This window comes from Streptomyces shenzhenensis (assembly GCF_003688995.1).
Taxonomy (GTDB): domain Bacteria; phylum Actinomycetota; class Actinomycetes; order Streptomycetales; family Streptomycetaceae; genus Streptomyces; species Streptomyces shenzhenensis_A.
The window spans coordinates 124,191-150,327 of record NZ_PENI01000020.1 but is presented as its reverse complement, the minus strand read 5'-3'; the positions used below and the strand labels follow the sequence as shown (position 1 = coordinate 150,327).

The 26,137-nt window shown below is 71.7% G+C and carries 24 protein-coding genes; 7 read left to right on the top strand and 17 right to left on the bottom strand.

Translation table 11 applies throughout. The features are described 5' to 3' along the window. Nucleotides 1-202: 202 nt before the first annotated feature. Nucleotides 203-2,251, bottom strand: a complete 2,049-nt coding sequence (locus CTZ28_RS27940; protein WP_121892474.1) for an APC family permease — start codon at nucleotides 2,249-2,251, stop codon at nucleotides 203-205. Between the two features lie 389 nt (nucleotides 2,252-2,640). Between CTZ28_RS27940 and CTZ28_RS27935 the strand changes: the two genes are divergently transcribed. Beyond that, nucleotides 2,641-3,312 carry a potassium channel family protein gene (locus tag CTZ28_RS27935; protein ID WP_121892473.1) on the top strand — a complete coding sequence of 224 codons (672 nt, stop codon included), beginning with the start codon at nucleotides 2,641-2,643 and terminating at the stop codon, nucleotides 3,310-3,312. Next, nucleotides 3,312-3,983, top strand: a complete 672-nt coding sequence (locus tag CTZ28_RS27930) for a potassium channel family protein (RefSeq protein ID WP_121892472.1) — start codon at nucleotides 3,312-3,314, stop codon at nucleotides 3,981-3,983. The genes CTZ28_RS27935 and CTZ28_RS27930 overlap by 1 nt, the downstream gene beginning before the upstream one ends. A 94-nt stretch (nucleotides 3,984-4,077) precedes the next feature. Here CTZ28_RS27930 and CTZ28_RS27925 read toward each other — a convergent pair whose 3' ends face one another. The 8 genes from CTZ28_RS27925 to CTZ28_RS27890 all read right to left on the bottom strand — a co-directional run bounded on the left by CTZ28_RS27925 (nucleotide 4,078) and on the right by CTZ28_RS27890 (nucleotide 11,704). Further along, nucleotides 4,078-4,839 (bottom strand): DUF3159 domain-containing protein, encoded by a 762-nt coding sequence (locus CTZ28_RS27925; RefSeq protein WP_121892471.1) that lies wholly within the window; start codon nucleotides 4,837-4,839, stop codon nucleotides 4,078-4,080. A gap of 3 nt (nucleotides 4,840-4,842) precedes the next feature. Further along, a complete protein-coding gene (locus CTZ28_RS27920) occupies nucleotides 4,843-5,241 on the bottom strand; it encodes an OB-fold nucleic acid binding domain-containing protein (protein ID WP_121892470.1) in 399 nt (132 codons plus the stop codon). 167 nt (nucleotides 5,242-5,408) lie between these two features. After that, nucleotides 5,409-6,095 carry a response regulator gene (locus CTZ28_RS27915; RefSeq protein WP_121892469.1) on the bottom strand — a complete coding sequence of 229 codons (687 nt, stop codon included), beginning with the start codon at nucleotides 6,093-6,095 and terminating at the stop codon, nucleotides 5,409-5,411. Continuing rightward, nucleotides 6,092-8,647 carry a sensor histidine kinase gene (locus CTZ28_RS27910; RefSeq protein WP_121892468.1) on the bottom strand — a complete coding sequence of 852 codons (2,556 nt, stop codon included), beginning with the start codon at nucleotides 8,645-8,647 and terminating at the stop codon, nucleotides 6,092-6,094. Before CTZ28_RS27910 ends, CTZ28_RS27915 begins: the two co-directional genes overlap by 4 nt. A gap of 204 nt (nucleotides 8,648-8,851) precedes the next feature. Continuing rightward, entirely contained in the window at nucleotides 8,852-9,547 is a 696-nt protein-coding gene (locus CTZ28_RS27905; protein WP_121892467.1) for an ABC transporter ATP-binding protein, read from the bottom strand. 231 nt (nucleotides 9,548-9,778) lie between these two features. Then, entirely contained in the window at nucleotides 9,779-10,543 is a 765-nt protein-coding gene (locus CTZ28_RS27900) for a DUF3710 domain-containing protein (RefSeq protein WP_121892466.1), read from the bottom strand. A gap of 1 nt (nucleotide 10,544) precedes the next feature. After that, entirely contained in the window at nucleotides 10,545-11,123 is a 579-nt protein-coding gene (gene dut, locus CTZ28_RS27895; RefSeq protein ID WP_259471835.1) for a dUTP diphosphatase, read from the bottom strand. Then, entirely contained in the window at nucleotides 11,120-11,704 is a 585-nt protein-coding gene (locus CTZ28_RS27890) for a PaaI family thioesterase (protein WP_121892465.1), read from the bottom strand. The genes dut and CTZ28_RS27890 overlap by 4 nt, the downstream gene beginning before the upstream one ends. Before the next feature lie 724 nt (nucleotides 11,705-12,428). Here CTZ28_RS27890 and CTZ28_RS27885 point away from each other — a divergent pair. After that, nucleotides 12,429-12,896: a DUF3093 domain-containing protein gene (locus CTZ28_RS27885; RefSeq protein WP_121892464.1), complete on the top strand. Its 468-nt coding sequence runs from the start codon at nucleotides 12,429-12,431 to the stop codon at nucleotides 12,894-12,896. Nucleotides 12,897-12,933: 37 nt separating this feature from the next. On the opposite strand, the gene CTZ28_RS27880 is transcribed toward CTZ28_RS27885, so the two are convergent. From CTZ28_RS27880 to CTZ28_RS27865, 4 genes are all read right to left on the bottom strand, one after another. After that, the gene (locus CTZ28_RS27880) at nucleotides 12,934-13,893 is read right to left on the bottom strand and encodes a hypothetical protein (RefSeq protein ID WP_183154616.1); all 960 of its coding nucleotides are present in this window, start codon (nucleotides 13,891-13,893) and stop codon (nucleotides 12,934-12,936) included. Nucleotides 13,894-13,906: 13 nt separating this feature from the next. Further along, nucleotides 13,907-14,203, bottom strand: coding sequence for a DUF4193 domain-containing protein (locus CTZ28_RS27875; RefSeq protein WP_005481602.1), 297 nt, complete (start codon nucleotides 14,201-14,203; stop codon nucleotides 13,907-13,909). A gap of 439 nt (nucleotides 14,204-14,642) precedes the next feature. Next, complete coding sequence (locus tag CTZ28_RS27870) at nucleotides 14,643-15,890, bottom strand: sensor histidine kinase (protein WP_121892463.1); 1,248 nt, start codon at nucleotides 15,888-15,890, stop codon at nucleotides 14,643-14,645. Nucleotides 15,891-15,895: 5 nt separating this feature from the next. Next, entirely contained in the window at nucleotides 15,896-16,549 is a 654-nt protein-coding gene (locus CTZ28_RS27865) for a response regulator transcription factor (RefSeq protein ID WP_007387794.1), read from the bottom strand. 414 nt (nucleotides 16,550-16,963) lie between these two features. On the opposite strand from CTZ28_RS27865, the gene CTZ28_RS47245 reads away from it, so the two are divergent. Next, complete coding sequence (locus CTZ28_RS47245; RefSeq protein ID WP_183154615.1) at nucleotides 16,964-17,137, top strand: hypothetical protein; 174 nt, start codon at nucleotides 16,964-16,966, stop codon at nucleotides 17,135-17,137. A gap of 883 nt (nucleotides 17,138-18,020) precedes the next feature. Here the strand turns inward: CTZ28_RS47245 and CTZ28_RS27860 are convergent. Both CTZ28_RS27860 and CTZ28_RS27855 read right to left on the bottom strand, forming a co-directional pair. Beyond that, nucleotides 18,021-18,836 carry an inositol monophosphatase family protein gene (locus tag CTZ28_RS27860; protein WP_121892462.1) on the bottom strand — a complete coding sequence of 272 codons (816 nt, stop codon included), beginning with the start codon at nucleotides 18,834-18,836 and terminating at the stop codon, nucleotides 18,021-18,023. Between the two features lie 8 nt (nucleotides 18,837-18,844). Beyond that, nucleotides 18,845-19,972 (bottom strand): ferrochelatase, encoded by a 1,128-nt coding sequence (locus CTZ28_RS27855; RefSeq protein ID WP_121892461.1) that lies wholly within the window; start codon nucleotides 19,970-19,972, stop codon nucleotides 18,845-18,847. 206 nt (nucleotides 19,973-20,178) lie between these two features. Here CTZ28_RS27855 and CTZ28_RS27850 point away from each other — a divergent pair, with 206 nt between their 5' ends. Both CTZ28_RS27850 and CTZ28_RS27845 read left to right on the top strand, forming a co-directional pair. Then, the gene (locus CTZ28_RS27850) at nucleotides 20,179-21,417 is read left to right on the top strand and encodes an MFS transporter (protein ID WP_121892460.1); all 1,239 of its coding nucleotides are present in this window, start codon (nucleotides 20,179-20,181) and stop codon (nucleotides 21,415-21,417) included. Further along, entirely contained in the window at nucleotides 21,377-22,696 is a 1,320-nt protein-coding gene (locus CTZ28_RS27845; protein WP_121892459.1) for a D-arabinono-1,4-lactone oxidase, read from the top strand. Before CTZ28_RS27850 ends, CTZ28_RS27845 begins: the two co-directional genes overlap by 41 nt. Here the strand turns inward: CTZ28_RS27845 and CTZ28_RS27840 are convergent. Continuing rightward, the gene (locus CTZ28_RS27840; RefSeq protein ID WP_398656854.1) at nucleotides 22,620-23,381 is read right to left on the bottom strand and encodes a hypothetical protein; all 762 of its coding nucleotides are present in this window, start codon (nucleotides 23,379-23,381) and stop codon (nucleotides 22,620-22,622) included. The genes CTZ28_RS27845 and CTZ28_RS27840 overlap by 77 nt on opposite strands. Nucleotides 23,382-23,849: 468 nt before the next feature. Here CTZ28_RS27840 and sepH point away from each other — a divergent pair, with 468 nt between their 5' ends. Next, nucleotides 23,850-24,884, top strand: coding sequence for a septation protein SepH (sepH, locus tag CTZ28_RS27835; protein ID WP_121892458.1), 1,035 nt, complete (start codon nucleotides 23,850-23,852; stop codon nucleotides 24,882-24,884). 79 nt (nucleotides 24,885-24,963) lie between these two features. Here sepH and CTZ28_RS27830 read toward each other — a convergent pair whose 3' ends face one another. Further along, nucleotides 24,964-25,815 carry a sulfurtransferase gene (locus CTZ28_RS27830; protein ID WP_121892457.1) on the bottom strand — a complete coding sequence of 284 codons (852 nt, stop codon included), beginning with the start codon at nucleotides 25,813-25,815 and terminating at the stop codon, nucleotides 24,964-24,966. Nucleotides 25,816-26,137: the final 322 nt, after the last annotated feature.

Below are 26,137 nucleotides of genomic sequence, written 5' to 3'. Positions count from 1 at the left end.
GGTGACTCCAGATCGGGGGAAGGGAACGGCCCGCTCGGGGGCCGACGACAGCCCACCAGTCTACGTGCTCCGCCCCGGCCCCCAGCCCGGTGCGGGGCTCCGCATTCCCCGGCCCCCGGCCCGGCGCCGGACTCCGCATCCCCCGGCCCCCCTGCCGGCCCCCGCTGCCGGACCCCTCAGCCCGGCACCCCGGGCTCACCCCTCAGTTCCCGGCGCTCGGCTCCTTCGGCCGCTGCTCCGCCGGGCCGCGCCGCACCGTGCCGGGCGCGTGCCACTCCTGCCGCCTGCGGGCCCGGTTCCTGGCCGCCTCGGAGGACTGGAGCTGGTAGGGGACCGAGGTCACCATGACCCCGGGCGTGAACAGCAGCCGTCCCTTGAGGCGCAGGGCGCTCTGGTTGTGCAGCAGGTGCTCGTACCAGTGGCCCACCACATACTCGGGGATGATCACCGAGATCGCGTCGCGCGGGGACTCCTTGCGCAGGCTCTTGACGTACTCGATGATCGGCCGGGTGATCTCCCGGTAGGGCGAGTCGAGCACCTTCAGCGGCACGTCGATGCCGCGCCGTTCCCACTCCTCGCGCAGCACCTTCGTCTCCGCCGGGTCGACGTTGACGGTGAGCGCCTCCAGGGTGTCCGAGCGCATCAGCCGGGCATAGGCCAGCGCGCGCAGCGTGGGCCGGTGGATCTTGGAGATCAGGACGATGGAGTGGACCCGGGACGGCCGTACGCTGTCGTCGCTCGGGCCCTCGGGGGCCGCGATCTCCTCGGCCACGCGGTCGTAGTGCTTACGGATCGCGGTCATCGTCGCGTAGAAGATCACCATGCCGAGCAGGGCGACCCAGGCGCCGTGGGTGAACTTGGTGACGAGGACGACGACCAGGACCAGGCCGGTGAAGAAGGCGCCGAACGCGTTGATCGCCCGGGAGCGGATCATATGGCTGCGCCGGGCCGGGTCCCGCTCCGCCGCGAGGTGCCGGTTCCAGTGCCGGACCATGCCGGTCTGGCTGAGCGTGAAGGACACGAACACGCCGACGATGTACAGCTGGATCAGCCGGGTCGAGTCGGCGCCGTACACGAAGACCAGCAGGGCCGCGGCACCGGCGAGCAGCACGATGCCGTTGGAGAAGGCCAGCCGGTCGCCGCGGGTGTGCAGCTGGCGCGGCAGGTAGCGGTCCTGGGCGAGGATCGAGCCGAGCAGCGGGAAGCCGTTGTAGGCCGTGTTGGCGGCGAGGAACAGCACCAGCGCGGTGGCTGCGGCCAGCACGACGAACAGGAAGCTGCCCCTGCCGAAGACTGCCTCGGCGACCTGTGAGATCACCGGGTTCTGGACATAGCCGGAGCCGAGCGCCACGCCGTCGTGGAGCAGGTCGGCGGCCGGGTTCTCGGCCATGCGGACCTTGGTGGTCATGGCGAGCGCGATGATGCCGCAGAACATCGTCACGGCGAGCAGGCCCATCATGGCCAGGGTGGTCGCCGCGTTCTTCGACTTGGGCTTGCGGAAGGCGGGGACGCCGTTGGAGATCGCCTCGACGCCGGTCAGCGCGGCGCAGCCGGACGAGAAGGCGCGCAGCAGCAGGAAGACGAGCGCGAAGCCCGCGAGGCCCTGGTGCTCGGCCTTGATCTCGTAGCCGGCGGTGGGCGCGCGCATCGTGTCCCCGAGGACCAGGCCCCGGAACGCACCCCACACGATCATGATGAAAACGCCGGTGACGAAGACGTACGTCGGGATCGCGAACAGCGTGCCGGACTCCCGCACCCCGCGCAGGTTCATCAGCGTCAGCAGCACGATCACGGCGACGGCGCACAGCACCTTGTGCTCGACCACGAAGGGGATCGCGGAGCCGAGGTTCTCGATGCCGGAGGAGATGGAGACGGCGACGGTCAGGACGTAGTCGACGAGCAGCGCGCTGGCGACCGTGAGGCCCGCCTTGGGGCCGAGGTTGGTGGTGGCGACCTCGTAGTCGCCGCCGCCGCTCGGGTAGGCGTGCACGTTCTGCCGGTAGGAGGCGACGACGGTGAACATCAGCACGACGACCGCGAGCGCGATCCAGGGGCTGAACTGGTAGGCCGACACGCCCGCGATGGACAGGACCAGCAGGACCTCCCCCGGCGCGTAGGCGACGGAGGACAGCGGGTCGGAGGCGAAGACGGGCAGTGCGACCCGCTTCGGCAGGAGCGTTTCACCCAGCCGGTCGCTGCGCAGTGCGCGCCCGATCAGGATCCGTTTGGGCACGTCGGTCAGTTTGGACACGACAGAGGATCGTAAGGCTTCGAACTGGCAGCCGCCCACCTGCCGTCCCGGATCTGCCTCACGAGTGAACTCCGGGGCCGATGGAACTGCGGATTCCGGGGGCGGCGCGCTCTCCGTTTCTAGATGGCAAACCCCGCCTGTCACCGCACCTCGGAGGTTCCATGCCCGCGACCGCACAGCTGATCGGCGCCGCCGCCGCGCTCGTCGGCCTCGGATTCCTGACGCTGCTGAGCGTGCGCAGCATCACGCGCCGCTGACCACGGGCGTGCCTGCACGGGGGTGCCCGCCCCGGACGGTGCGTGTGTAGCTTGAGCATCGGTCTGAGACCCTGATGGGGCTGACCCCGATGGGGCTGAGCAGTTACTTTTCTGAACATCGGAAGGACGGTCGTGCACATCGTCATCATGGGCTGTGGCAGGGTGGGCTCCGCCCTCGCCCAGACCCTGGAGCAGCAGGGGCACACGGTCGCGGTGATCGACCAGGACCCCACCGCCTTCCGCCGGCTGGGCCCGGGATTCGGCGGCCGCCGGGTCACCGGGATCGGCTTCGACCAGGACACCCTCCGCGAGGCCGGCATCGAGGACGCGGGCGCCTTCGCCGCCGTGTCCAGCGGCGACAACTCGAACATCATCTCGGCCCGGGTGGCCCGTGAGATGTTCGGCGTGGAGAACGTCGCCGCCCGTATCTACGACCCGCGCCGCGCCGAGGTCTACCAGCGTCTGGGCATCCCCACCGTGGCCACGGTCCGCTGGACGGCCGACCAGATGCTGCGCCGGCTGCTCCCGTCGGGCGCCGAACCGCTGTGGCGCGACCCCACCGGTGGCGTCCAGCTCGCCGAGGTGCACACCTCCCCGGCCTGGGTCGGGCACAAGATCAGCAGGCTGCAGGACGAGACGGGGGTCCGGGTGGCGTTCCTCACCCGGCTCGGCGAGGCGATCCTGCCCACCTCGCAGACGGTGTTGCAGGAAGGCGACCTGGTACACGTGATGATGCGGACGGACGACGTCGACAAGGTCGAGGCGGCGTTCGCCGAGGGCCCCGAAGAGGAGGTCGGTCACTGATGAGGGTCGCCATTGCCGGTGCCGGCGCGGTCGGCCGCTCGATCGCGGGCGAGCTGCTGGAGAACGGCCACGAGGTTCTGCTCATCGACAAGGCGCCGACCGCCATCTCGGTCGAGCGGGTCCCGCAGGCGGAGTGGCTGCTGGCCGACGCCTGTGAGATCACCTCCTTGGACGAGGCCGCGTTGCAGCGCTGCAACGTGGTGATCGCCGCGACGGGCGACGACAAGGTCAACCTGGTCGTGTCCCTGCTGGCGAAGACGGAGTACGGCGTGCCGCGCGTCGTGGCCCGGGTGAACAACCCGAAGAACGAGTGGCTGTTCAACGAGGCCTGGGGCGTCGATGTCGCCGTGTCCACCCCGCGGCTGATGTCCGCGCTGGTCGAGGAGGCGGTGAGCGTCGGCGACCTGGTGCGGCTGCTCCGCTTCAGCCACGGCGACGCCAACCTGGTCGAGCTGACCCTGCCGGAGGAGTCGGCCCTGGCCGGCACCCAGGTCGGGGATGTGCAGTGGCCCGAGGACACCTCGCTGGTCACCATCATCCGCGGCACCCGCGTGCTGGCCCCGTCCAAGGAGGACTCCCTGGAGCCGGGCGACGAGCTGCTGTTCGTGGCCGCCCAGGCCCGCGAGGAACAGCTGGAGGACCTGCTGTCGGTGCGCCGCGAGGACGACTGAGCGCAAGGACGCCGAGTACGACGAGTAACGCCGAGTACGCAGCAGGGGGCGCCCGGTTGATCCCGGGCGCCCCCTGCTGCGTCGAGGACGTCGGCTACGCCTCGCGACGGTGCCGGCCGGCCGCCGACTCGCCGCGCTCCGCTGCCTGCGCGGCCTTCCGCTCCTCCTCGGCCCGCTCCTCGGCCTCCATCTCCGCGAACACGTCGATCGGCGCGGGCGCCTTCGCGAGGAACACCCAGGTGAGCCAGACGGCGAGCAGGAACGGCGGGATCTTCAGCGTCACCAGGACCCAGCCGAGCTGGGCGGTGTCCGCCCACCAGTACAGCGGGAAGAGGATCAGGCACTTCCCGAACAGGATCAGCCCCCACGCCCAACTGGCCTTGGCGTACGCCTTCTTGCGGCCGGGGTTGCGGGTGCGCCAGGAGAGGTTCTCCTTGAAGACCGGGCCGAGGATCAGCCCCATCAGGGGCACGCCGGCGAGGGTCGTGACGATGTACGCCAGGGACAGGCCCAGCGTGTAGAGCATGCCGGGGAGGTAGAAGTCCTTGGCGTTGCCCGTGAACATCGCGAACACGACACCGAAGGCCACGCCGAAGACGCCGCTGAAGGCGTGCTTGACGGTGTCCTTCATCACCAGCCGGACCACGACCAGGACCAGCGACACGGCCAGCGCGGCGATCGCCGACCAGTGCAGATCCTTGTTGATCGTGTAGATCGTGACGAAGAGGAGCCCGGGCAGGACCGTCTCGACCATGCCGCGGACACCGCCGAACGCCTCGAAGAGCGCGGCCTCGGTCACCGCCCGGGCGTGGTCCTGCTGAGTGGTGTCTTCGGTCGGCTTGTCGAGTGACGTCACCGGCTACTCCCGTCCGAGGGGTCTCAGTTCGTATTTCGGGTTGAACAGCACCCGGCGGCCCCGGCTCATCGAGATCCGGCCCGATGCGATCAGCTTGCGCCCCGGCTCGATGCCCACGATGGAACGCCTGCCCAGCCACACCACGTCCAGTGCGGCGGAGCCGTCGAACAGCTCGGCCTCCAGGGCCGGGACTCCGGCGCGCGGACGCAGCGTCACCGTGCGCAAGGTACCAGTTACCGTGACGATCTGCCGGTCCTGACAGTCGCCGATGCGTGTACAGCCGGCCGTCTCGGCGTCCTCCCGCAGCTCCTCGGACTCCAGGTCCTCCTGGGAGGAGGAAAGCCGGCCGAGCATGCGCCGGAACCGGCCCACCGGCTTCTCGGGACGCGGAACAGCACTCATATCAGAAGCGTACCGGGGCCCACCGACGACGACGTACCGGTGGGCCGATCCCCGCCCGTCCGCTGCGGTTCGGCCGCGCCCCGAAGGGGCGCGGGGAACTGCGCGACCAGCCACAACGCAGCCGCAGCAGACCGACGACGCAGCACCGCCCCAGCCCAGCGGAGCGCTCAGCGCTCGAACCGGTAGCCCATCCCCGGTTCGGTGATGAAGTGCTTCGGGTGCGACGGGTCGGCCTCCAGCTTCCTGCGCAGCTGCGCCATGTACACGCGAAGGTAGTTGGTCTCCGTCCCGTACGAGGGTCCCCACACCTCCTGCAGCAACTGCTTCTGGCTGACCAGCCGCCCGGTGTTGCGGACGAGCACCTCCAGCAGATGCCACTCCGTGGGGGTCAGCCGTACGTCCCTGCCGCCCCGGTTGACCTTCTTCGCGGCCAGGTCGACGATGAACCCCTCGGTCTCCACCGTCGTCATGTCGTCCTCGCCGGGGCCGACGGGCTCGGCCCGGCGCACGGCGGCCCGCAGCCGGGCCAGCAGTTCGTCCATGCCGAACGGCTTGGTCACATAGTCGTCGGCGCCCGCGTCCAGCGCCTCGACCTTCTCGTCGGAGGAGTGCCGGGCCGACAGGACCAGGATCGGCACCCGGGTCCAGCCGCGCAGGCCCCTGATCACCTCGACGCCGTCCATGTCGGGCAGGCCCAGGTCGAGGACCACCACGTCGGGGTGGCGGGAGGCGGCGAGTTCGAGGGCGGTCCTGCCGTCGGGGGCCGCGTCGACCTCGTACTTGCGCGCCCTGAGGTTGATCACGAGGGCGCGCACGATCTGCGGCTCGTCGTCGATCACGAGCACCCGGGTCATGAGGCCTTCCTTTCCGGTTCTGCTGCGCCCTTTCCGGTGCGGAGGGGCTCGGGACGCGATCCTGCCGCCCGCAGGCTGAGGACCATGGTGAGGCCGCCCCCGGGCGTGTCCTCGGCGTTCAGCGTGCCGCCCATCGCCTCGGCGAAGCCGCGCGCCACCGCGAGGCCGAGGCCCACCCCGGCGCCGCGCGGGGCGTCGCCGTAGCGCTGGAAAGGCTCGAAGATCCGGTCCTTCACCTCGTCGGGGATGCCGGGCCCGCGGTCCACGACCCGCACCTCCACCCGGTCGGCGATGGCACTGGCGGAGACGACCACGCGCCGGTCGGGCGGACTGTACTTGACGGCGTTCTCCACCAGGTTGGCCACCGCACGTTCGAGGAGCCCCGGGTCGACGGCGACCATCGGCAGGGTCTCGCGGATGTCCAGTTCCACGCTGTCCTCGGGCACGCCGACCAGCGCCATCGGGACCACCTCGTCGAGGTCGACCTCGCGGACGATCGCGGTGACCGTGCCGGTCTGCAGCCGGGACATGTCGAGCAGGTTGCCGACCAGATGGTCGAGCCGGTCGGCGCCCTCCTCGATGCCTTCGAGCAGCTCCGCACGGTCCTGCTCGGACCAGTCCACGTCGTCGGACCTGAGCGAGGTGACCGCGGCCTTGATCCCGGCGAGCGGGGTGCGCAGGTCGTGGCTGACGGCGGCCAGCAGCGCGGTGCGGATCCGGTTGCCCTCGGCGAGCGTGCGGGCCCGGTCGGCCTCCTCCTGGAGGCGCCGCCGGTCCAGCACGACGGCCGCCTGCGCGGCGAACGCGGCCAGCACCCGGCGGTCCTCGGCGGGCAGTACGCGGCCGGTCAGCGCGAGCGCCATGTGGTTCCCGGCCGGCACGTCGACGTCGGCGTCCTCGGGCCGCTGGAGCGGCGGGCCGAACCCGGCGCGGCCCGCGCAGGTCCACGGCTCGACGTCGCCCGCCCGCTCCAGCAGGGCGGCGGACTCCATGCCGAAGGTCTCCCGGACCCGTTCCAGCAGCTCCTCCAGGCTGGTCTCGCCGCGCAGCACGTTGCCGGCGAGGAACGAGAGGATCTCGGACTCGGCGCGCAGCCGGGCCGCCTGGTGGGTGCGCCGGGCGGCCAGGTCCACCACGGAGGCCACGGACACCGCGACCCCGACGAAGATCGCGATGGCGACGATGTTGTGCGGGTCGGCGACGGTCAGCCGGTGCAGCGGGGGCGTGTAGAAGTAGTTCAGCAGCAGTGATCCGAAGGCCGCGGAGGCCAGGGCGGGCAGCAGTCCGCCGAGCAGGGCCGCGGCCACGGTCAGCGCCAGGAACAGCAGCATGTCGTTGGCGAGGCCGAGGTCCACGGAGTTGAGCAGCAGCGCCATGGCGGCAGGGCCGAGCAGCCCGACCGCCCAGCCGGAGACGATCCGGGTCCGGCCGAGCCGGGCGCCCCGGGCGACGGGCAGCCCGCGGCCCTTGGCGATCGCCTCGTGGGTGACGATGTGCACGTCGAGGTCGGGGCCCGACTCACGGGCGACGGTGGCGCCGACGCCGGGTCCGAAGACGTACTGCCAGCTCTTGCGGCGCGAGGAGCCGAGGACGATCTGGGTGGCGTTGACGCCGCGCGCGAAGTCGAGCAGCGCGGCGGGTATGTCGTCGCCGACGACGTGGTGGAAGGTGCCGCCCAAGTCCTCCACCAGGGTGCGCTGGACGGCCAGTTCCTTGGGCGAGGCGGCGGACAGGCCGTCGCTGCGGGCTATGTAGACGGCGAGCACCTCGCCGCCTGCGCCCTTCTCCGCCAGCCGCGCCGCCCGGCGGATCAGCGTCCGTCCCTCGGGGCCGCCGGTCAGACCGACGACGATCCGCTCGCGCGAGCCCCAGATCGCGGAGACCCGGTGCTCGCTGCGGTACTGCTTCAGGTACTCGTCGACCCGGTCGGCCACCCAGAGCAGCGCCAGCTCCCGCAGTGCGGTCAGGTTCCCGGGCCGGAAGTAGTTGGACAGAGCCGCGTCCACCTTGTCGGGCTGGTAGATGTTGCCGTGCGCCATACGCCGGCGCAGGGCCTGCGGCGACATGTCGACCAGCTCGATCTGATCGGCACGCCGTACCACCTCGTCCGGCACGGTCTCCTGCTGCCGTACGCCGGTGATCGACTCCACCACGTCACCCAGCGACTCCAGATGCTGGATGTTGACCGTGGAGACCACATCGATGCCGGCCGCGAGCAGTTCCTCCACGTCCTGCCAGCGCTTGGCGTTGCGCGCGCCGGGGATGTTGGTGTGGGCGAGCTCGTCCACCAGGGCGACCTGGGGATGGCGGGCCAGGACCGCGTCCACGTCCATCTCGGTGAAGCGGCCGCCCCGGTACTCCAGCTCCTGGCGCGGCATCTGCTCCAGGCCGTGCAGCATCACCTCGGTGCGCGGCCGGTCATGGTGCTCCACGAAGGCCACCACGCAGTCGGTGCCCCGCTCCACGCGCCGGTGCGCCTCCGACAGCATCGCGTAGGTCTTGCCCACGCCCGGTGCCGCACCGAGGTAGATCCGGAGCTTTCCACGTGCCATGGCCCTATTGTCTTCCCGTCACTGCCGCCTACGCAGCGTCGACCCTACGGCCCGCAGGAGCGACGAAAGGGACGGGCGGTCGGGTGCCGGGCAACTTTGACGTAACCCTGATGAGCTGCTCCCTTTCCCGCTCGCCGCGGGTCGGCACTGGTCAGAGCGGGCCGGGGCAGCCGCCGGGGCGGGGCCGGCGGTCCACCGGGGCGGTCAGCGTTCGGCGATCTTCCCGTCGCTCAGCTCCAGCACCCGGTCGGCCAGGTCCAGCAGGGTGGTGTCGTGCGTGGCGACCAGTGCGGTGACCCGCTCGCTGTGCACGACGGCGCGCAGCAGCTCCATCACGGCGTGACCGGTCTCGGCGTCCAGCTGGCCGGTCGGCTCGTCGGCGATGAGGAGCGCGGGCCGGTTGGCGAGGGCGCGGGCGATGGCGACGCGCTGCTGCTGGCCGCCGGACAGCTCGCCGGGGCGCTGGGCGGCGTGGTCGGCGAGGCCCACCAGGGAGAGCAGCAGTTCGACGCGTTCCTCGCGCTCGCGCGGATCGGCACGGCGCAGCCGCATCGGCACGCCGACGTTCTCCGCCGCGGACAGGATCGGGACGAGCCCGAAGGACTGGAAGACAAAACCGATCCGGTCGCGCCGCAGCTCCAGCAGGCCGTTCTCGTCCAGTGCGGCGAGCTCCCGGCCGTCCACGGTGATCCTGCCGCGGTCGGGTGTGTCGAGCCCGCCGACGACGTTGAGCAGGGTGGTCTTGCCGGATCCCGAGCGTCCTTTGAGGGCGACCAGTTCACCGCGCGGGATCTCGAAGGAGATTCCGCGCAGGGCGTGCACGGCGGCGGCTCCGTGCCCGTACGAGCGGTGTACGTCCTCGACGCGCACCATCGTCTCGGTGACCACCTGAGCGCTCATCCCCACTCCCGCCGTAGACCGGGCGTCAGTATGGCTGCCAGGCGCCCGGCCGTCCAAGCGGTTCGCGTCGGTTCGGGTCGGCGAAGGCGGACTGGCCCTGCCAGTACGCGACGATCTTGTCCCGGGTGTTCAGGTCCTGGCTGGGCACGGTCTTCGGCAGATCGCCGTCGGATGCCGTACAAGAAGGGGCCGCACCCCCGGCCAGGGGTACGGCCCTTGTCGCGTTCGCCGCTATCGGACCTCGGTGATCTCCGGTCCGCGCTGCAGCTGGCCCATGCCGCCGGAGAAGCGCGAGGACTCCTCCTGCTGAACGCCCTCGGGGACCATCTGGGCGTCGTTCGGCAGCTTCAGGACGATCGGGTCACGGGGGGCCATCGGGCCCTCGCCGCGGACCACGACCGCGTCCCGGAAGATCTGCTCCAGCAGCCCGGCCGCCTGCGGCTGCACCGCGCCCTGGCCCGAGATCACTCCGCGCAGGAACCAGCGCGGGCCGTCCACACCGACGAACCGCACGACCTGGAAGCCGCCCGTCCCGTCCGGCAGCTGCACCGGCACCTGGGCACGCAGCTCCCAGCCCAGCGGACCCTCGACCTCGTCGACGATGCCGCCCTGCTGGGTGATGCCGGTCGCGATCTCCTCGCGGACCTCGCCCCAGATGCCCTCGCGCTTGGGCGCGGCGAAGGCCTGCAACTGGATCGCGCTGTCGCGCAGCACGACGGTCGCCGCGACGATCGCGTCGCCCGCGACCTCGACCCGCAGCTCCATGCCGTCCACGCCCGGCACGAACAGGCCACCGAGATCCACCCGGCCCTCGGCCGGGTCGCGCACCTCGGAGTCGTCCCACGGCCCCTCGGGGCGGGGCTCCGGTTCGAGCCGCAGCCGCTCGGGCTCGCCCGCTTCATCCTCGTCCGCCTCGGTGTCGACGCTGTCGACGACCTGCTCGGCCTCGCCGGCCGCGTCCTCGGCGGCACCCTTCTTCTTGCGACGTCCGAACACGTCACTGTCCTTCCCGGTCGGATACGACCGAAGCGTATCGATTCCCACCCGCCTGGCCGCCCTCGGCGACCTGACCGCTTGTGCCGCTCTCGCCGCCCACCGCGGCGTGGCCCCCGGTGGACCCGAAGCCCCCCTCGGCCCGCGCCGAGCCGGGAAGCTCCGCGACCTCCTGGAAGCGGACCCTCTCGACCTGCTGGACGACCAGTTGGGCAATCCGGTCGAAGCGCTCGAACCGCACGGACTCGCGCGGGTCGAGATTCACCACGATCACCTTGATCTCCCCACGGTACCCGGCATCAACCGTCCCCGGGGCATTCACGAGGGCGACACCGCAGCGGGCGGCAAGACCGGATCGGGGGTGCACGAAGGCCGCGTACCCATCCGGGAGGGCGATCGACACTCCTGTGGGCAACACGATCCGCTCGCCCGGCTTCAGTTCGCACTCCTGCGTCGTCCGCAGATCGGCCCCGGCGTCACCGGGAAGCGCGTACTCCGGAAGCGGTACGTCGGGGTCGACACGCCGGATCAGTACGTCCACGGGGGCACGGCCCGCCGGGGGCACGGGGTGCGCGGCGCTCACGGGTTCACCTCGAAGGCGCGGGCGCGCCGGACCTGGTCCGGGTCGCTCAGGGCGGCCTGGATCTCCTCGTTGCGGCCATGGTCGACGAAGTGGTCGACCTTGACCTCGATGAACAGGGCGTCGGCGCGGACCGCCACGGGGCCGTCGGGGCCCCCTATGCGTCCGACCGCGCTGGAGTAGATCTTCCGCCCGGCGACCGCGGTCACCTCGGCGGCCAGGTGCAGCGTCGTCCCGACCGGCACCGGCCGCACGAAGTCGGTCTCCAGCCGGCCCGTCACCGCGATCGTCCGCAACAGCCAGTTCAGGCAGCCCAGCGTCTCGTCCAGGGCGGTCGCCAGCACCCCGCCGTGCGCGAGACCGGGGGCGCCCTGGTGGGCGGGCTGCACGGTGAACTCGGCGGTCAGGGTGACGCCCTCGCCCGCCCTCGCCTCCAGGCGCAGGCCGTGCGGCTGGTCGTGACCACAGCCGAAACACTGTTCGTAATGCGAACCGAGCAACTCGCCGGGCGCGGGCGCGTCGGGATGCCGCACCGGGGCCACGGCATCGGCGGGGGGCTGAAGAGCTGCGGAACTACCACTCACAGCCGCAGACCTTACCCGCCCGTCCACCCCACCCCGGTTCCCCCACCCCGGCGGGTGAACAGCACCGACCGTCGACAACTGGCGGCGCCGGGAACAGCGGTTGTCGCGTCAAGCACCGACCGGTGACGGCAGGTCGACGGGTGATGGGTGTCGACGTGACCCTCACCGAGCCGACCAGCCACCGACAGCCGCCGCGTCGAACACCGGCCGATGACGACCGACAGCCAGCAGACGCGGGCGTCGGCGTCGCCGGGCCGACCACTCACCGCTCACGGCCGACCGCCGACAGACGGCAGACACCGGGAGCAACGGTCGCCGCGTCAAGCACCGAACGGCGACGACAAGTCGACGAGTGGTGGGCGTCGGCAGGAGGCTCACCGAGCCGACCGGCCACCGACAACTGGCAGACGCCGAAGGCGGCGGTCGTCGGGTCGAACACCGGCCGATGACGACCGGCCACCGACCACCGGTGGACGCCGAACTGGGGGTCGGACGGCCACCGACGACCGGCCGTTGGCCGATGAGCGCGTCGCCTGGCTGATTGCCGCGCGACACCGCCCCGTCCGGCCTCGTCCAGGCGCCCCACCCACGACCCCCACCACACCCTCCCCGCCCACCAGCAGCCCTCGCACCGTGCGACCGCGGCGGCAGCCGGCGACGCTCCCCAGGCAGGGGTGGGCGCCCTGGTTCGGGACGTGGGTGGGGCGCGTGCCAAGCTGGGGGCATGGAGCACTCCGGCACCCCGTACGACGAACGCCTCACCGCCCCCCGATCGTGGTGGCTGATCAGCTTCCTGGTCGGCGTCTCGTTGGCTCTGATCCTGCTCCCCTTCGGCACCCTGCCGATGCTGGGCGGGCTGGCCGGCGGCACGGCCGCCGCCGCGGTCATGGCCAGCGCCTACGGCTCGCTCCGCATCCGCGTCGTGGGCGACCACCTGATCGCGGGCGAGGCGAAGATCCCGGTCACGGCGCTCGGCGAGTCGGAGATCCTGGATCCGGAGGAGGCCCGCGCCTGGCGCACCTACAAGGCCGACACCCGCGCCTTCCTCCTGCTGCGCGCCTACATCCCGCAGGCGCTCCGCGTCGAGGTCACCGACCCGGCCGACCCGACCCCGTACCTGTACCTGTCGACCCGCGCCCCTGAGCAGCTGGCGGCGGCGATCGAGGCGGCCCGCAGCCGCGCGGCGGCCTGATCGTCCCCGGCCGTCGACGGGCCTGAGGGGCGCTCCGTCAGCGCCCCAGTTCGCCGGTGATGTCCCCCGGCGTCAGCGGTTCCGCGGGAGGCTCCAGCGGGGGCAGCTCGGCCAGTTCCTCCCAGGGGACCTGGATCTTGCGCAGATCGGCGCGGATCCGCCCGGCCAGTCTCTTGGTGTCCCGGCGGTTCATGACCGCCCCGACCGCGGCGCCGACCATGAACGGCATCAGGTTCGGCAGGTCCCGCAGCATCCGTTTCATGATCTGCTGGCGCAGTTCGCGCTTCATGTGGCCCCCGAGGGCCATGTTGATCGTCGACGGCTTCATCACGTCGATCCCGCGCTCCCCCGACCAGGAGGACAGATACGCGGTGCTGCGGGCCGTCAGGCCGCCCGGCGGCCGTACGCCGTAGACCTCGTGCAGCTCGGCGATCAGCTTCAGCTCGATCGCCGCGACCCCGGTGATCTCCGCGGCCAGTTCGGTCGGCATCGCGGGCGGCACGGGAAGCATCGCCGCCGCGCCGACCCCGGCCCCGACCGTCGAGGTCCCGTAGGCCGCGCCCGCCACGAGCTTGTCCGCGATCTGCTCGGGCCCGAGGCCCGGGAACTGCCGACGCAGCGTCGCGAGGTCCCGTACGGGGATCCGCGGGGCCATGTCGATGATCCGGTCGGCGAGGTACCCCAGCCCCGCCCTGGCACGGCTGCCGCCCTTGCGGGCGCCGTCCCGGGCCAGGTCGCGGGCCTTGCCGCGGGCGACCGCGGTCCTTTCCCACGCTCTCCGTCGCGTTCTGCCAGGGGCCGCCTCCATCGGTGCGACGGGTGCGGACTCCTCCGTCGGCGCCGGGCGGTCACCCCGGTCGGCCGCCGGTTCGAGCGAGGCTCCCTCAATGGGTGAGCCCCGCTCGACGTCACGCGCGCCGTGCGAGCCGTCCTGCGGCCCATGGTCCGCTCCCCGCAAGGGGAAGCGGCGCTTCCGAGGAGGGGTCGAGCCAGTCACGGCCGACCCACCCTCAGTCGCAGTCGCGGCAGATCGGCTGGCCGTTCTTCTCCCGGGCCAGCTGGCTGCGGTGGTGCACCAGGAAGCAGCTCATGCAAGTGAACTCGTCCTGCTGCTTCGGCAGCACCCGGACCGCCAGCTCCTCGTTCGAGAGGTCGGCGCCGGGCAGCTCCAGGCCCTCCGCGGCTTCGAATTCGTCGACGTCGACAGCGGAGGTCGACTTGTCGTTCCGCCGGGCCTTCAGTTCTTCAAGGCTGTCCGAGTCGACGTCGTCATCGGTCTTGCGTGGAGTGTCGTAATCGGTTGCCATGTCGCTCTCCCCCTCTGGGTGTCTGCGGTGTCTCCAGCGCACGTAACGCGTGAGAGGCCGGACTTGTGCCCGACCCGAGGCGGAGATTTTGCCTCACATCAAGGTCTGTTACTCAATCGACACCCAACCGGACTCCTCAAGAGTGATCGGCTTGGATGGCGATGGGGACCGTACACGGTCCGGATGCCGCACCTCAAAGGCGTCTCACCGAGTACTTCCCGTGATCAAGACCCCCGGAAACCAGGACTTTCCCGGCTTTCCACCCCGGTTTATGATCACGGAGAGTAGATGGCTGGAAATCCGCCCATGTGATCGATCACACAGGCGGAGTCCCGTCGACCCACCCGGAAATTCCGCGCAAAGCGAACATCCCCGTGTGTGTCGGCCGCCCTCGATCAAGATCTTCCCCGCTGCGACCAAGATCCACATCCAATTCGCCTCACATCGGCAGGGTGACCCGCATCACGAGCCCGCCTCCCTCACGCGGTTGCGCCGAGATGTGACCGCCGTGCGCGCGCGTCACGGAACGGACGATGGACAGGCCGAGGCCCACTCCCTTGTCGCTGCCCGTGCGCTCCGTACGGAGCCTGCGGAAGGGCTCGAAGAGGTTGTCGATCTCGTACGCCGGCACCACCGGGCCGGTGTTCGCGACGGACAGCACCGCCCGCCCGTGCTGGACCTCGGTGGTCACCTCGACCCAGCCGTCCTCGGGCACGTTGTACCGCACGGCGTTCTGCACCAGGTTCAGCGCGATCCGCTCCAGCAGGACCCCGTTGCCCTGGACCACCGCGGGCTTGCGCTCGCCCGTGATCCGTACGCCCTTGGCCTCCGCCTCCGCGTGTATCTGGTCGATGGCCTGCGAGGCGACCTCGGCGAGATCCACGGGCTTGCGCTCGACGATCTGGTTGTCGCTGCGGGCCAGCAGCAGCAGCCCCTCCACGAGCTGCTCGCTGCGCTCGTTCGTGGCCAGCAGCGTCTTTCCCAGCTGTTGCAGCTCCACGGGCGCGTTCGGGTCGGACAACTGCACTTCGAGGAGCGTGCGGTTGATCGCGAGCGGGGTGCGCAGCTCGTGCGAGGCGTTCCCGACGAAGCGCTGCTGCGCCGTGAACGCCCGCTGCAATCGCTCCAGCATCTCGTCGAAGGTGTCCGCCAGCTCCTTCAGCTCGTCGTCCGGGCCGTCCAGCTCGATCCGCCGGGACAGGTCCGAGCCGGCCACCGCGCGCGCGGTGCGGGTGATCCGGCCGAGCGGCGACAGCACGCGGCCTGCCATCGCGTAGCCGAACGCGAAGGCGATCACCGCGAGGCCCAGCAGGGCCAGCAGCGAGCGGCTGAGCAGGTTGTCCAGGGCGACCTGGCGCTGATGGTCGACGCACTGGCTGATCGCCTCGTTGAAGTCGGACAGCGGCAGGCTGGCGGTGTTGATCGCCGGGCAGTCGTCGCTGGAGACCTTGAGCGCCGTAAAGCTGACGATCTTGAACAGCGGCTGGTTGCCCGTGTTGATCGCCTGCGCGGCCAGCAGGTAGATGATCGACAGCAGCAGGATGCCGGCAATCAGGAACATGCCGCCGTACAGCAGCGTCAGACGTATCCGGATGGTCGGGCGCAGCCAGGGAGACGACGGCTGGGGTCTGCGCGGATCCCAGGTGGGCTTCGGGGGCGCCTGCGGGGGCGCGGGTGTCGCTGCCACGGTGGTCAGATCCGATAGCCGGAGCCGGGCACGGTCACGATGACCGGCGGCTCGCCCAGTTTGCGACGCAGGGTCATGACCGTCACCCGCACGACGTTGGTGAACGGGTCCGTGTTCTCGTCCCAGGCCTTCTCCAGGAGCTGCTCCGCGGAGACCACGGCGCCCTCGCTGCGCATCAGCACCTCCAGCACGGCGAACTCCTTCGGCGCGAGCTGGACCTCCTTGCCGTCCCGGAACACCTCGCGGCGGTTCGGGTCGAGCTTGATCCCGGCCCGCTCCAGGACCGGCGGCAGGGGCACGCTGGTGCGCCGGCCGAGGGCACGCACGCGTGCGATCAGTTCGCTGAACGCGAAGGGCTTGGGCAGATAGTCGTCGGCGCCGATCTCCAGGCCCTCGACACGGTCGCTGACGTCACCGGACGCGGTGAGCATCAGCACGCGCGTGGGCATGCCCAGCTCGACGATCCTGCGGCAGACGTCGTCGCCGTGCACGAGCGGGAGGTCGCGGTCGAGAACGACCACGTCGTAGTCGTTGACGCCGATGCGCTCCAGGGCGGCCGCACCGTCGTACACGACGTCGACGGCCATGGCCTCCCGGCGCAGCCCGGTGGCCACGGCATCCGCGAGCAATTGCTCGTCCTCGACGACGAGTACGCGCACGTCGTATGTCCTTCCTGTGTCCACCCGCGTAGCGCAACCGTGGGCGCACGGGCGGGGTTTCCTCGTGGAGTGTGACTCCATCCTGCCCTTTTCGGCCATAAGTCGGCTGTAAGACAGGGGACCGGACCGGACGAACCGGGGCCCTGGAGCGGGAATGCCAGATTTTCTCCTTCGGTTGAGGTTTCCATGGAAGGAAGCGGGGGGAGGACGGCTTTACACCCCGCGATCACGCTCTGCATGTGCCGCACCACCATGTGGTACGTCGCGGTCCGCTTCCCGCAGAGCGGGCGTGGTGTCCGGCACCGTCGCCGCCCAGCACGGGCAGCGCTGGGCACCCGCAGGAGACGTGATCGCCCCTTCCGAACGGCACACCCCCGTGCCACCGACCCACGACCCAGGACGAGGGGGCGCAGCATGGACGCATTCACCGCAGGACTTCTGCAGCGCATAAAGGCAACCGAGTCCGACTTGTCCCGGGCTCGCGACGAGGGCGACGACTTCCTCGTCGAGGTGGAGCAGGCCGAGCTCGACGACCTGCGACGCCTCGCCGCCGATCACGGTGTGGAGGTCGGCGCGACCAGCGTCTGACAGCCCATGGCACAACGGCAGGACCCCGGCGAATCCAGCGCCGGGGTCCTGCTGCTTTTTTGGGTCGGTCGCCTGCGGGGTGGCAAAGCCGGTGGTGGGGGACCGATCGTGCTCAACCCTCCGGGCCTCCGCGCGTTCGGTCCCCCACCACCGGCGCACCCCTTCGGCTCCCTCCCTGGCCGACGCGCGAGGACAGCCCAACTGGGACGGCCCGCACCGTCCGCCGCAGCCGACCTCGGGCGCCGCGGGCCTCGGCTGGTGGGCCTTTACCCAGCGGGTCTCCCGGTCAGTGACAGCGGGCGCGCCCGCCAGTCGTGCCAGACGCCCGAGAAGATCGCTCTCTCACCACCAACGCGCCCCTTCACGCGGAGACAGCCGAACTGGAACGGCCCTTACCGTCCGCCGCAGCCGGCCTCGGGCGCCGCGGCCTCGGCCGGTGCACCTGCACCCTGCGGCTTTCCCAGCCAGCGCCGGCGGGCGCGCCCGCCGCTAATGCCGGACGCCCTAGAAAATCGCCCTCTCACCACCAACGCACCCCTTCACGCGAGGACAGCCGAACTGGGACGGCCCGCACCGTCCGCCGCGGCCGACCTCGGCTGGTGGGCCTTTACCCTGCGGGTCTCCCGGTCCGTCAGTCGTGCCGGACGCCGGGGAGATCGCCTTCTCACCACCGACGCGCCCCGTCAGCTCCCTCCCGGCCGGCGCCTGGGGACAGCCAGGCCGGGACGGCCCTTGCCGTCAGCCGGGGCGAGCCTCGGGTGCGGTGCGGACTCAGCCGGTGCACCTGCACCCTGCGGCTCTCCCCGCCGGTGACAGCGGGCGCTTCCGTCAGTTGGGCCAGGCACCCGAGAGGATCGACCTCTGCTCGGGTGCGGGGCGTTTGTCAGTCGTGCCAGGCTCCGAGCCCCTCCAGGAGGCGCTGGAGGGGCTCGAAGACGCCCGGGGTGCCGGCGACCGTGAGATCGCGGGAGGGGCGCTCTCCGGGGCGTCCACCGGTCAGGGCGCCCGCCTCCCGGGCGATCAGGTCGCCCGCGGCCATGTCCCACGCGTTCAGCCCGCGCTCGTAGTAGCCGTCCAGGCGGCCCGCCGCCAGATCGCACAGGTCGACCGCGGCCGAGCCGCCGCGCCGGATGTCGCGCAGCAGCGGGATCAGCCGGGCGGCCACCTCGGCCTGGTGGGTGCGGACCTCGGTCACGTAGTTGAAGCCGGTCGACACCAGGGCCTGCTCCAGGGGCGGGGACGGGCGGCAGGACAGCGCGCGCTCGCCCTCCCAGGCTCCGGTCGCCCACGCGCCGCCCCCGCGCACCGCGTGGTACGTCTCGCCGCGCATGGGGGCGGCCACCACGCCGACGACGGTCTCGCCGTCCTGCTCGGCCGCGATGGACACGGACCAGGTCGGCAGCCCGTACAGATAGTTCACCGTGCCGTCGAGCGGGTCGATCACCCAGCGGATGCCGCTCGTGCCCGTGCTGGAGGCGCCCTCCTCGCCGAGGAAGCCGTCGTCCGGGCGCCGGTCGGCGATCAGGCCGGTGATCAGCTTCTCGGCGGCTATGTCCATCTCGGTGACGACGTCGATCGGGCTGGACTTGGTCCGGGCCACCGCGAGGTCGGCCGGACGGCCGTCCCGCAGCAGCTCGCCCGCGCGGCGGGCGGCCTCCCGGGCGAGTGCGAGCAGGTCCGGGTACAGGGTGTCGGTCACGGGGTTCCTCACGCGTAGGGGCTGTCGGCGCCCGCGGCGGCCGGCTTGGGGGCACGGGCCGGGCAGCAGCCGACCGGGCAGACGTCGTGGCTCGCGCCGAGCGCGCCGAGGGCGCACGGCGTGACCGCCCGCCCGCTCTCCGCGGCGGCGCGCTCCAGGATCAGTTCGCGGATCGCGGCGGCGAACCGCGGGTCGGCGCCGACCGTGGCCGAGCGGCGCACCGGCAGGCCCAGTTCCGCCGCCTTGGCCGTCGCCTCCGTGTCGAGGTCGTAGCGGACCTCCATGTGGTCGGAGACGAAGCCGATGGGGGCCATGACGACGGCCGGGACCCCGGCGGCGTGCTGCTCCTCCAGGTGGTCGCAGATGTCGGGCTCCAGCCACGGGATGTGCGGGGCGCCGGAGCGGGACTGGTAGACGAGCCGCCACGGGTGGTCGACGCCGGTGCGCTCGCGGACGGCGTCGGCGATCAGCTGGGCCACGTCCAGGTGCTGCTCGACGTACGCGCCGCCCTCACCGTGGGCCGGCACGGGGCCCGAGGTGTCGGCGGCGGAGGTCGGGATGGAGTGGGTGGTGAAGGCGATGTGGGCGCCGTCGCGGACGTCCTCGGGGAGGTCGGCGAGGGACTCAAGGACGCCGTCGATCATGGGCTCGACGAAGCCGGGGTGGTTGAAGTAGTGCCGCAGCTTGTCGATCCGCGGCAGGTCGAGGCCCTCTGCCTGAAGGGTGGCCAGCGCGTCGGCCAGGTTCTCGCGGTACTGCCGGCAGCCCGAGTAGGAGGCGTAGGCGCTGGTGGCGAGCACCAGGACGCGGCGGCGGCCGTCGGCGACCAGCTCGCGCAGGGTGTCCGTCAGATACGGCGCCCAGTTGCGGTTGCCCCAGTGGACCGGCAGGTCGAGGCCGTGCTCGGCGAAGTCCTTGTGGAGGGCGGCGAGCAGGTCCCGGTTCTGGTCGTTGATGGGGCTGACCCCGCCGAACAGGAAATAGTGCCGGCCGACTTCCTTGAGGCGTTCCTTGGGGATGCCGCGCCCCCGTGTCACGTTCTCCAGGAACGGGACCACGTCGTCCGGGCCTTCGGGGCCGCCGAAGGAGAGCAGGAGCAGGGCGTCGTAGGGGGTGGCATCGAGCGCGTCTGGCATGCCTCGATCCTGCCACCCGGCACTGACGGCCGGGAAACGGCGGGGTGACGAGTGCGGTCGCGGGTGGATTTCCCGCGACTTTCCAGGTGCATTAGGGTGACCTCACTCGTAAGCTGTATGAGCCGTCTTCACGCCTTACCGAGCCGCCGCGTGTCCCGTACTCGCCGTCGGCCGGGCCACCCGCCGCACCGCACTCCGGAGACCTCGTGCCCAGCCCCTACCGCGCCCTGTTCGCCGCGCCCGGCACCAAGGCCTTCTCCGCCGCCGGCTTCCTCGGCCGGATGCCGCTGTCGATGATGGGCATCGGCGTGGTCACGATGATCTCCCAGCTCACCGGGCGGTACGGGCTCGCCGGCGCCCTGTCGGCCACCCTCGCGCTGTCGGCCGCGGCGGTCGGTCCGCAGATCTCCCGGCTGGTCGACCAGTACGGGCAGCGCAGGGTGCTGCGCCCCGCGACCCTGGTGGCGCTCGTGGCGTCCGCCGGGCTGCTGTGCGCCGCGTACTTCTCGTGGCCGGACTGGACGCTGTTCGTGTGCGCCGCCGGGATCGGCTCCGTGCCCAGCCTGGGCGCGATGATCCGGGCCCGCTGGGCGGCCCTGTACCGGGGCACTCCGCAGCTCCACACCGCCTACTCGTTCGAGTCGGTGATCGACGAGGTCTGCTTCATCTTCGGGCCGATCATCTCCATCGGCCTGTCCACGGCCTGGTTCCCGGAGGCCGGGCCGCTGCTGGCCGCCTGCTTCCTGGCCGTGGGCGTCTTCTGGCTGACCGCCCAGCGCGCCACCGAGCCCGAGCCCCACCCGCGCGAGCACCACGGCGGCGGCAGCGCGCTGCGCGCGCCCGGCCTCCAGGTGCTGGTGGCCACCTTCGTCGCCACGGGGGCGATCTTCGGGGCGGTCGACGTGGTCACGGTCGCGTTCGCCGACGAGCGCGGCCACAAGGCCGCCGCGAGCGTGGTCCTGGCGCTGTACGCGGCGGGCTCCTGCCTGGCCGGGGCGGTGTTCGGGCTGCTGCGCTTCTCCGGGGCGGCGGAACGCCGGTGGCTGCTGGGCATATGTGCGATGGCCGTGAGTATGATCCCCCTCCTACTGGTCGGAAACCTGTCGCTTCTGGCCGTGGCGCTGTTCGTTGCGGGTCTGTCCATCGCACCGACGATGATCACGACGATGTCCCTCATCGAAGAGCACGTACCTCGCGCGAAGCTCACCGAGGGCATGACCTGGGTGAGCACCGGCCTCGCGGTCGGGGTCGCGCTCGGCTCCTCCGTGGCCGGCTGGGTGATCGACACGGCCGGTGCGCGCGCCGGGTACGGGGTTCCGGCCGTGTCCGGGGCCGTCGCGGTCGTGGTCGGTTTCCTCGGGTACCGCCGGCTCAGCAGGCCGGTCACGGGTCGGGGAGGCGTCGTTGAGCAGCACAGCGAGCGGAAAGAACGGCACGTGGCGTAACTGGGGCGGCAATGTCGTCGCCCGCCCCGCGCGGGAGGTGACGCCGGCCTCGGTGGAGGAACTGGCGTCGGCCGTGCGCCGGGCCGCCGAGGACGGCCTGACGGTCAAGGCGGTCGGCACCGGGCACTCCTTCACCGCCGTCGCCGCCGCCGACGGTGTGCTGGTCCGCCCTCACCTGTTGACCGGCATCCGCAGGATCGACCGGGACGCCATGACGGTCACCGTCGAGGCGGGCACCCCGCTCAAGAGGCTCAACATGGCCCTCGCGCGCGAGGGGCTGTCGCTCACCAACATGGGCGACATCATGGAGCAGACCGTCTCCGGGGCCACCAGCACCGGCACCCACGGCACCGGCCGGGACTCCGCCTCCATTGCCGCTCAGATCAAGGGACTTGAGCTGGTCACGGCGGACGGATCGGTGCTCTCCTGTTCCGAGCGGGAGAACCCGGAGGTCTTCGCGGCCGCCCGGATCGGTCTGGGCGCCCTCGGTGTCGTCACCGCGATCACCTTCGCCGTGGAGCCGGAGTTCCTGCTGACGGCCCGCGAGGAGCCGATGCCGCTCGACCGGGTCCTCGCCGACTTCGACCAACTCTGGGCCGAGAACGAGCACTTCGAGTTCTACTGGTTCCCGCACACCGGCAACACCAACACCAAGCGCAACAACCGCAGCGCGGGTCCGGAGCGGCCGGTGGGGCAGGTGGCGGGCTGGTTCGAGGACGAGTTCCTGTCCAACGGGCTGTTCCAGGTGGCCCAGTGGGTCGGCCGGGCGGCGCCCGTGACCGTCCCGGCCATCGCGCGGATCTCCAGCAGGGCGCTGTCCGCGCGCACCTACACGGACATCCCCTACAAGGTCTTCACATCCCCGCGCCGGGTGCGGTTCGTGGAGATGGAGTACGCCGTTCCGCGGGCGGCCCTGGTGGACACGCTGCGCGAACTGAAGTCGATGATCGACCGCGCGGGCCTGCGGATCAGTTTCCCGGTCGAGGTGCGCACGGCCCCGGCCGACGACATCACCCTGTCCACCGCGTCGGGCCGGGACAGCGCCTACATCGCCATCCACATGTTCCGGGGCACGCCGTACCAGGCGTACTTCACCGCGGCCGAGCGGATCTTCACGGCGCACGAGGGCCGCCCGCACTGGGGCAAGGTGCACACCCGGGACGCCGCCTACTTCGCCGAGGCCTACCCGCGCTTCGGCGAATTCACGGCACTACGGAACCGGCTGGATCCGGACCGACGGTTCCAGAACGACCACTTGCGGAGGGTGCTGGGGCCGTAGCGGAACCGCTCGGCGTGGGGGCGGCTGTGGATGCCGGGTCCGTCGGGCCGTCCTGCTGCTGGTGCGGGGAGCCGCTCGGTGTGGGCGTCGGGGCGCCGTCGCTCTCCGGCGTACCGCCGGTGATCGCTGACGGGGTGTCCGAGGGCGTCGCCGGGGATGCCGGGGTCGAGGCCGGGGAGTCCTCACCGGACTTCGAGGAGGTCGAGCCGCGGACCGCGTCGCTGACCGTGGTGCCGGTGCCGCCGCTGAAGCTGTCGCCGGACACCAGCTCGTACGTCGTGATGCCGGCCATGGTGACCCCGAACACGAGGGCGGCGGCGAGGACCGGGCGCCGCCAGGAGCGGATCCGCGCGCGGCAGACCGTGCCCTCGGTGAACTCGCCGGGCGCCGGCGGGGCTTGCTCCTTGGGCCTGGCGGCGACCGCCGCGCCGCGGATCTGTTCGCCGGTACGCGAGAAGAAAAGCTGGAAGAGGCTGCCGCCGCAGGTGGCGACGACGCTGACGACACCGGCGCCGAGGATCGTGCCGTACACGCCGAAATAGGACGCGAGTTTGGCGGCCACGACGGCGGCGACAGCACCGCCCGCGACCTGGGGGACGCTCAGTTCGATGCGCCTGCGCCGCGGCTCCCCGCGCTCCTTCCGCCCCCTCGACGCACCACCGGTATCGGGCCTTTCATGCGCCACCGGACCTTTCCTACCTTTCGCATACGCGACCGACAGATTGCACGAGAGGGTGACGTGCAGGCGAAACCAATAGTTCCGTTTCTGTGGATTGCGTGAAGTTCCCCACGGCCGGGGCCGTAAAACCCGGGTCGCGGGCGACCGACCCCCCGCCCTCGCCGGAAGTTGGGCGGCGCGCCAATCCACGCACGTGGCCCAAATGGAGTACTGTTGCGAGCCCTGGGTCCGGTCTCCCTCCAGGGTGTCCGGGGCCTTGTTGGACCGCCGGGAGGGGGCTAGTTGCACAGGGTGACGGAGTTGGTCACTTAGCGTTGCGAATAGGTAACCGTGCCATAACGGCGATCGAGGGCCCACGCCCGACACGCCGGGCAACTCGGCAAGGTTGTGGCAGGCTGCACCCGGGCAGGCCACACTCGACTAGCGGAAGCAGCGACGCAGGTGACGTCGGCAGGCACCACCCGGGAGGTCCCCATGCCCGAACTGCGTGTCGTGGCCGTCTCCAATGACGGCACACGGCTGGTGCTCAAGGCTGCCGACTCTACGGAATACACCCTTCCGATCGACGAACGGCTGCGCGCCGCCGTCCGCGGCGACCGCCCCCGCCTCGGCCAGATCGAGATCGAGGTGGAGAGCCATCTCCGCCCCCGTGACATCCAGGCGCGGATACGCGCTGGCGCGACCGCGGAGGAGGTCGCGCAGCTCGCCGGCATCCCCGTCGACCGCGTACGCCGGTTCGAGGGTCCCGTGCTCGCGGAGCGCGCCTTCATGGCGGAGCGGGCCCGCAAGACCCCGGTCCGCCGCCCCGGCGAGAACTCCGGCCCGCTGCTCGGCGAGGCCGTCCAGGAGCGACTGCTGCTGCGCGGCGCCGAGAAGGACACCGTGCAGTGGGACTCGTGGCGCCGCGACGACGGCACCTGGGAGGTCCTGCTGGTCTACCGGGTGGCGAGCGAACCGCACTCGGCGAGCTGGACGTACGACCCTCCCCGGCGGCTCGTCCAGGCCGTCGACGAGGAGGCGCGCTCGCTGATCGGCGAGTCCGACGACCTCGCCGTACCGGAGCCGAGCTTTCCGTTCGTGCCGCGCATCGCCCGCCTGCCGCGCGACCGCGCGCTGGACCGCTCCCACGACCGGGAGCGGCCGAGCCTGCCGGGCCCGGCGCCCGAGCCCGCCGAGGAGAGCGCGGGCGAGCGTGACTCGCTGACCAGCCTGCTGGAGGCGGTACCGAGCTTCCGGGGCGACATGGTGGTGCCGGAACGCCCGACGGCTGAGCCCGCGGAGGAGCCCGTCGCCGAACCCGCCGCGGAGGAGCCACCCGCCCCGGCGGCCTCGGCCGGTTCCGCCTACGCGGACGTCCTCATGCCGCGCTCGGTCGGCAGCCATCGCGACCGTCTCATCGGGGCCACCGACCGCCAGGCCGAGGCCGACGGCGTCCGCCCGGGCCGCCGGGCGGCCGTCCCCAGCTGGGACGAGATCGTCTTCGGCACGCGCCGCAAGAAGCAGGAGTAACAGGCCCGTACGACCCATGAGGGGGGCTCGGACTTCCGAGCCCCCCCCTCGGGCTGTCACCGCGGGCCCCCTCGGGCCGTCACTGCGGCTCGGGACCCACGGCGACCGGCCGGGACGGATCCGCCGACCACTCGGACCACGAGCCCACATACAGCTCCGCCGGGACGCCCGCGACCGCGAGGGCCAGCACCTGATGGGCCGCCGAGACGCCGGAGCCGCAGTACACGCCGACCCGCGTCCCGTCCGAGGCGCCGAGGGCGGCGAACCGCGCCTTGAGCGCGTCCGCGGACAGGAACCGCCCGTCCGGCCCGACATTCTCGTTCGTCGGCGCCGACACGGCACCCGGGATGTGCCCGCCGACGGGATCGATCGGCTCCACGTCGCCCCGGTACCGCTCCCCCGCGCGGGCGTCGAGCAGCACCCCGGAACGGGCCAGCGCGGCGGCCCCGGCCGCGTCGAGCAGCCCCGTCCTTCGCGGCACCGGACGGAAGTCGCCCTCGGCCGGCTCGGCGGTGCCGGTCGACAGCGGGCCCTCCCAGGCGGCAAGTCCACCGTCCAGGACGCTCACGTTCGGGTGACCCGTCCAGCGCAGCAGCCACCAGGCGCGGGCCGCCGCCCAGCCCTGGCCGCCGTCGTACACGACGACCGGCCGACCCGCCGACACGCCCGCCCGGCGCATCGCGGCGCCGAACTCGGCCAGATCGGGCAGGGGGTGCCGGCCGTGCTCCCCCGGGGCCGAGGCCAGCTCTTTGTCGAGGTCGACGAAGACCGCGCCGGGGATGTGCCCGGCCGCGTACTCGGCCCGGCCGTCGAACGCCGGCGCGCCGCCCGCCGCGGGCACACTGAGCTGCCAGCGGACGTCGAGCAGCACGGGCGGGCCGTCCGCGGTCAGGTCGTGCGCGAGTCGGGATGCGGTGATGATGGCTTCCATGACCCCCATCCATACGCCAGGGGTGGCCGCATCGTCCAGGTCCGACTAGTCTGCTCCGCCGGACAGGCTCGATCACATGGCGTACGGGCGTGAGCACATACCGTGCGGCTCGCGGACACCCGGCGTCAATCGCCTGGAAACGGGTGGGAAACGGCAGACCAGGCATTCTCGCGGCGGTGTACCGCCGGGCGGCGCCGCGGCCGCGGCGGGTGACCCACGGAGGGCGCGGGCAACGGCAGGGAGCGTGCACGCCGCCGCGGCACACCGGTTCCGCGGCGCGGAAGCGACACGGCCACCGCGAGGGGCCGGGGAGAGAGTGACG

Excerpts from the sequence above, each read along its gene's own strand:
- CTZ28_RS27930 (WP_121892472.1), top strand. The coding sequence starts at position 3,312 with ATGAGGGTCGCCATTGCCGGTGCCGGCGCGGTCGGCCGCTCGATCGCG.
- CTZ28_RS27920 (WP_121892470.1), bottom strand. The coding sequence starts at position 5,241 with ATGAGTGCTGTTCCGCGTCCCGAGAAGCCGGTGGGCCGGTTCCGGCGC.
- CTZ28_RS27915 (WP_121892469.1), bottom strand. The coding sequence starts at position 6,095 with ATGACCCGGGTGCTCGTGATCGACGACGAGCCGCAGATCGTGCGCGCC.
- CTZ28_RS27910 (WP_121892468.1), bottom strand. The coding sequence starts at position 8,647 with ATGGCACGTGGAAAGCTCCGGATCTACCTCGGTGCGGCACCGGGCGTG.
- CTZ28_RS27905 (WP_121892467.1), bottom strand. The coding sequence starts at position 9,547 with ATGAGCGCTCAGGTGGTCACCGAGACGATGGTGCGCGTCGAGGACGTA.
- CTZ28_RS27885 (WP_121892464.1), top strand. The coding sequence starts at position 12,429 with ATGGAGCACTCCGGCACCCCGTACGACGAACGCCTCACCGCCCCCCGA.
- CTZ28_RS27875 (WP_005481602.1), bottom strand. The coding sequence starts at position 14,203 with ATGGCAACCGATTACGACACTCCACGCAAGACCGATGACGACGTCGAC.
- CTZ28_RS47245 (WP_183154615.1), top strand. The coding sequence starts at position 16,964 with ATGGACGCATTCACCGCAGGACTTCTGCAGCGCATAAAGGCAACCGAG.
- CTZ28_RS27855 (WP_121892461.1), bottom strand. The coding sequence starts at position 19,972 with ATGCCAGACGCGCTCGATGCCACCCCCTACGACGCCCTGCTCCTGCTC.
- sepH (WP_121892458.1), top strand. The coding sequence starts at position 23,850 with ATGCCCGAACTGCGTGTCGTGGCCGTCTCCAATGACGGCACACGGCTG.
- CTZ28_RS27830 (WP_121892457.1), bottom strand. The coding sequence starts at position 25,815 with ATGGAAGCCATCATCACCGCATCCCGACTCGCGCACGACCTGACCGCG.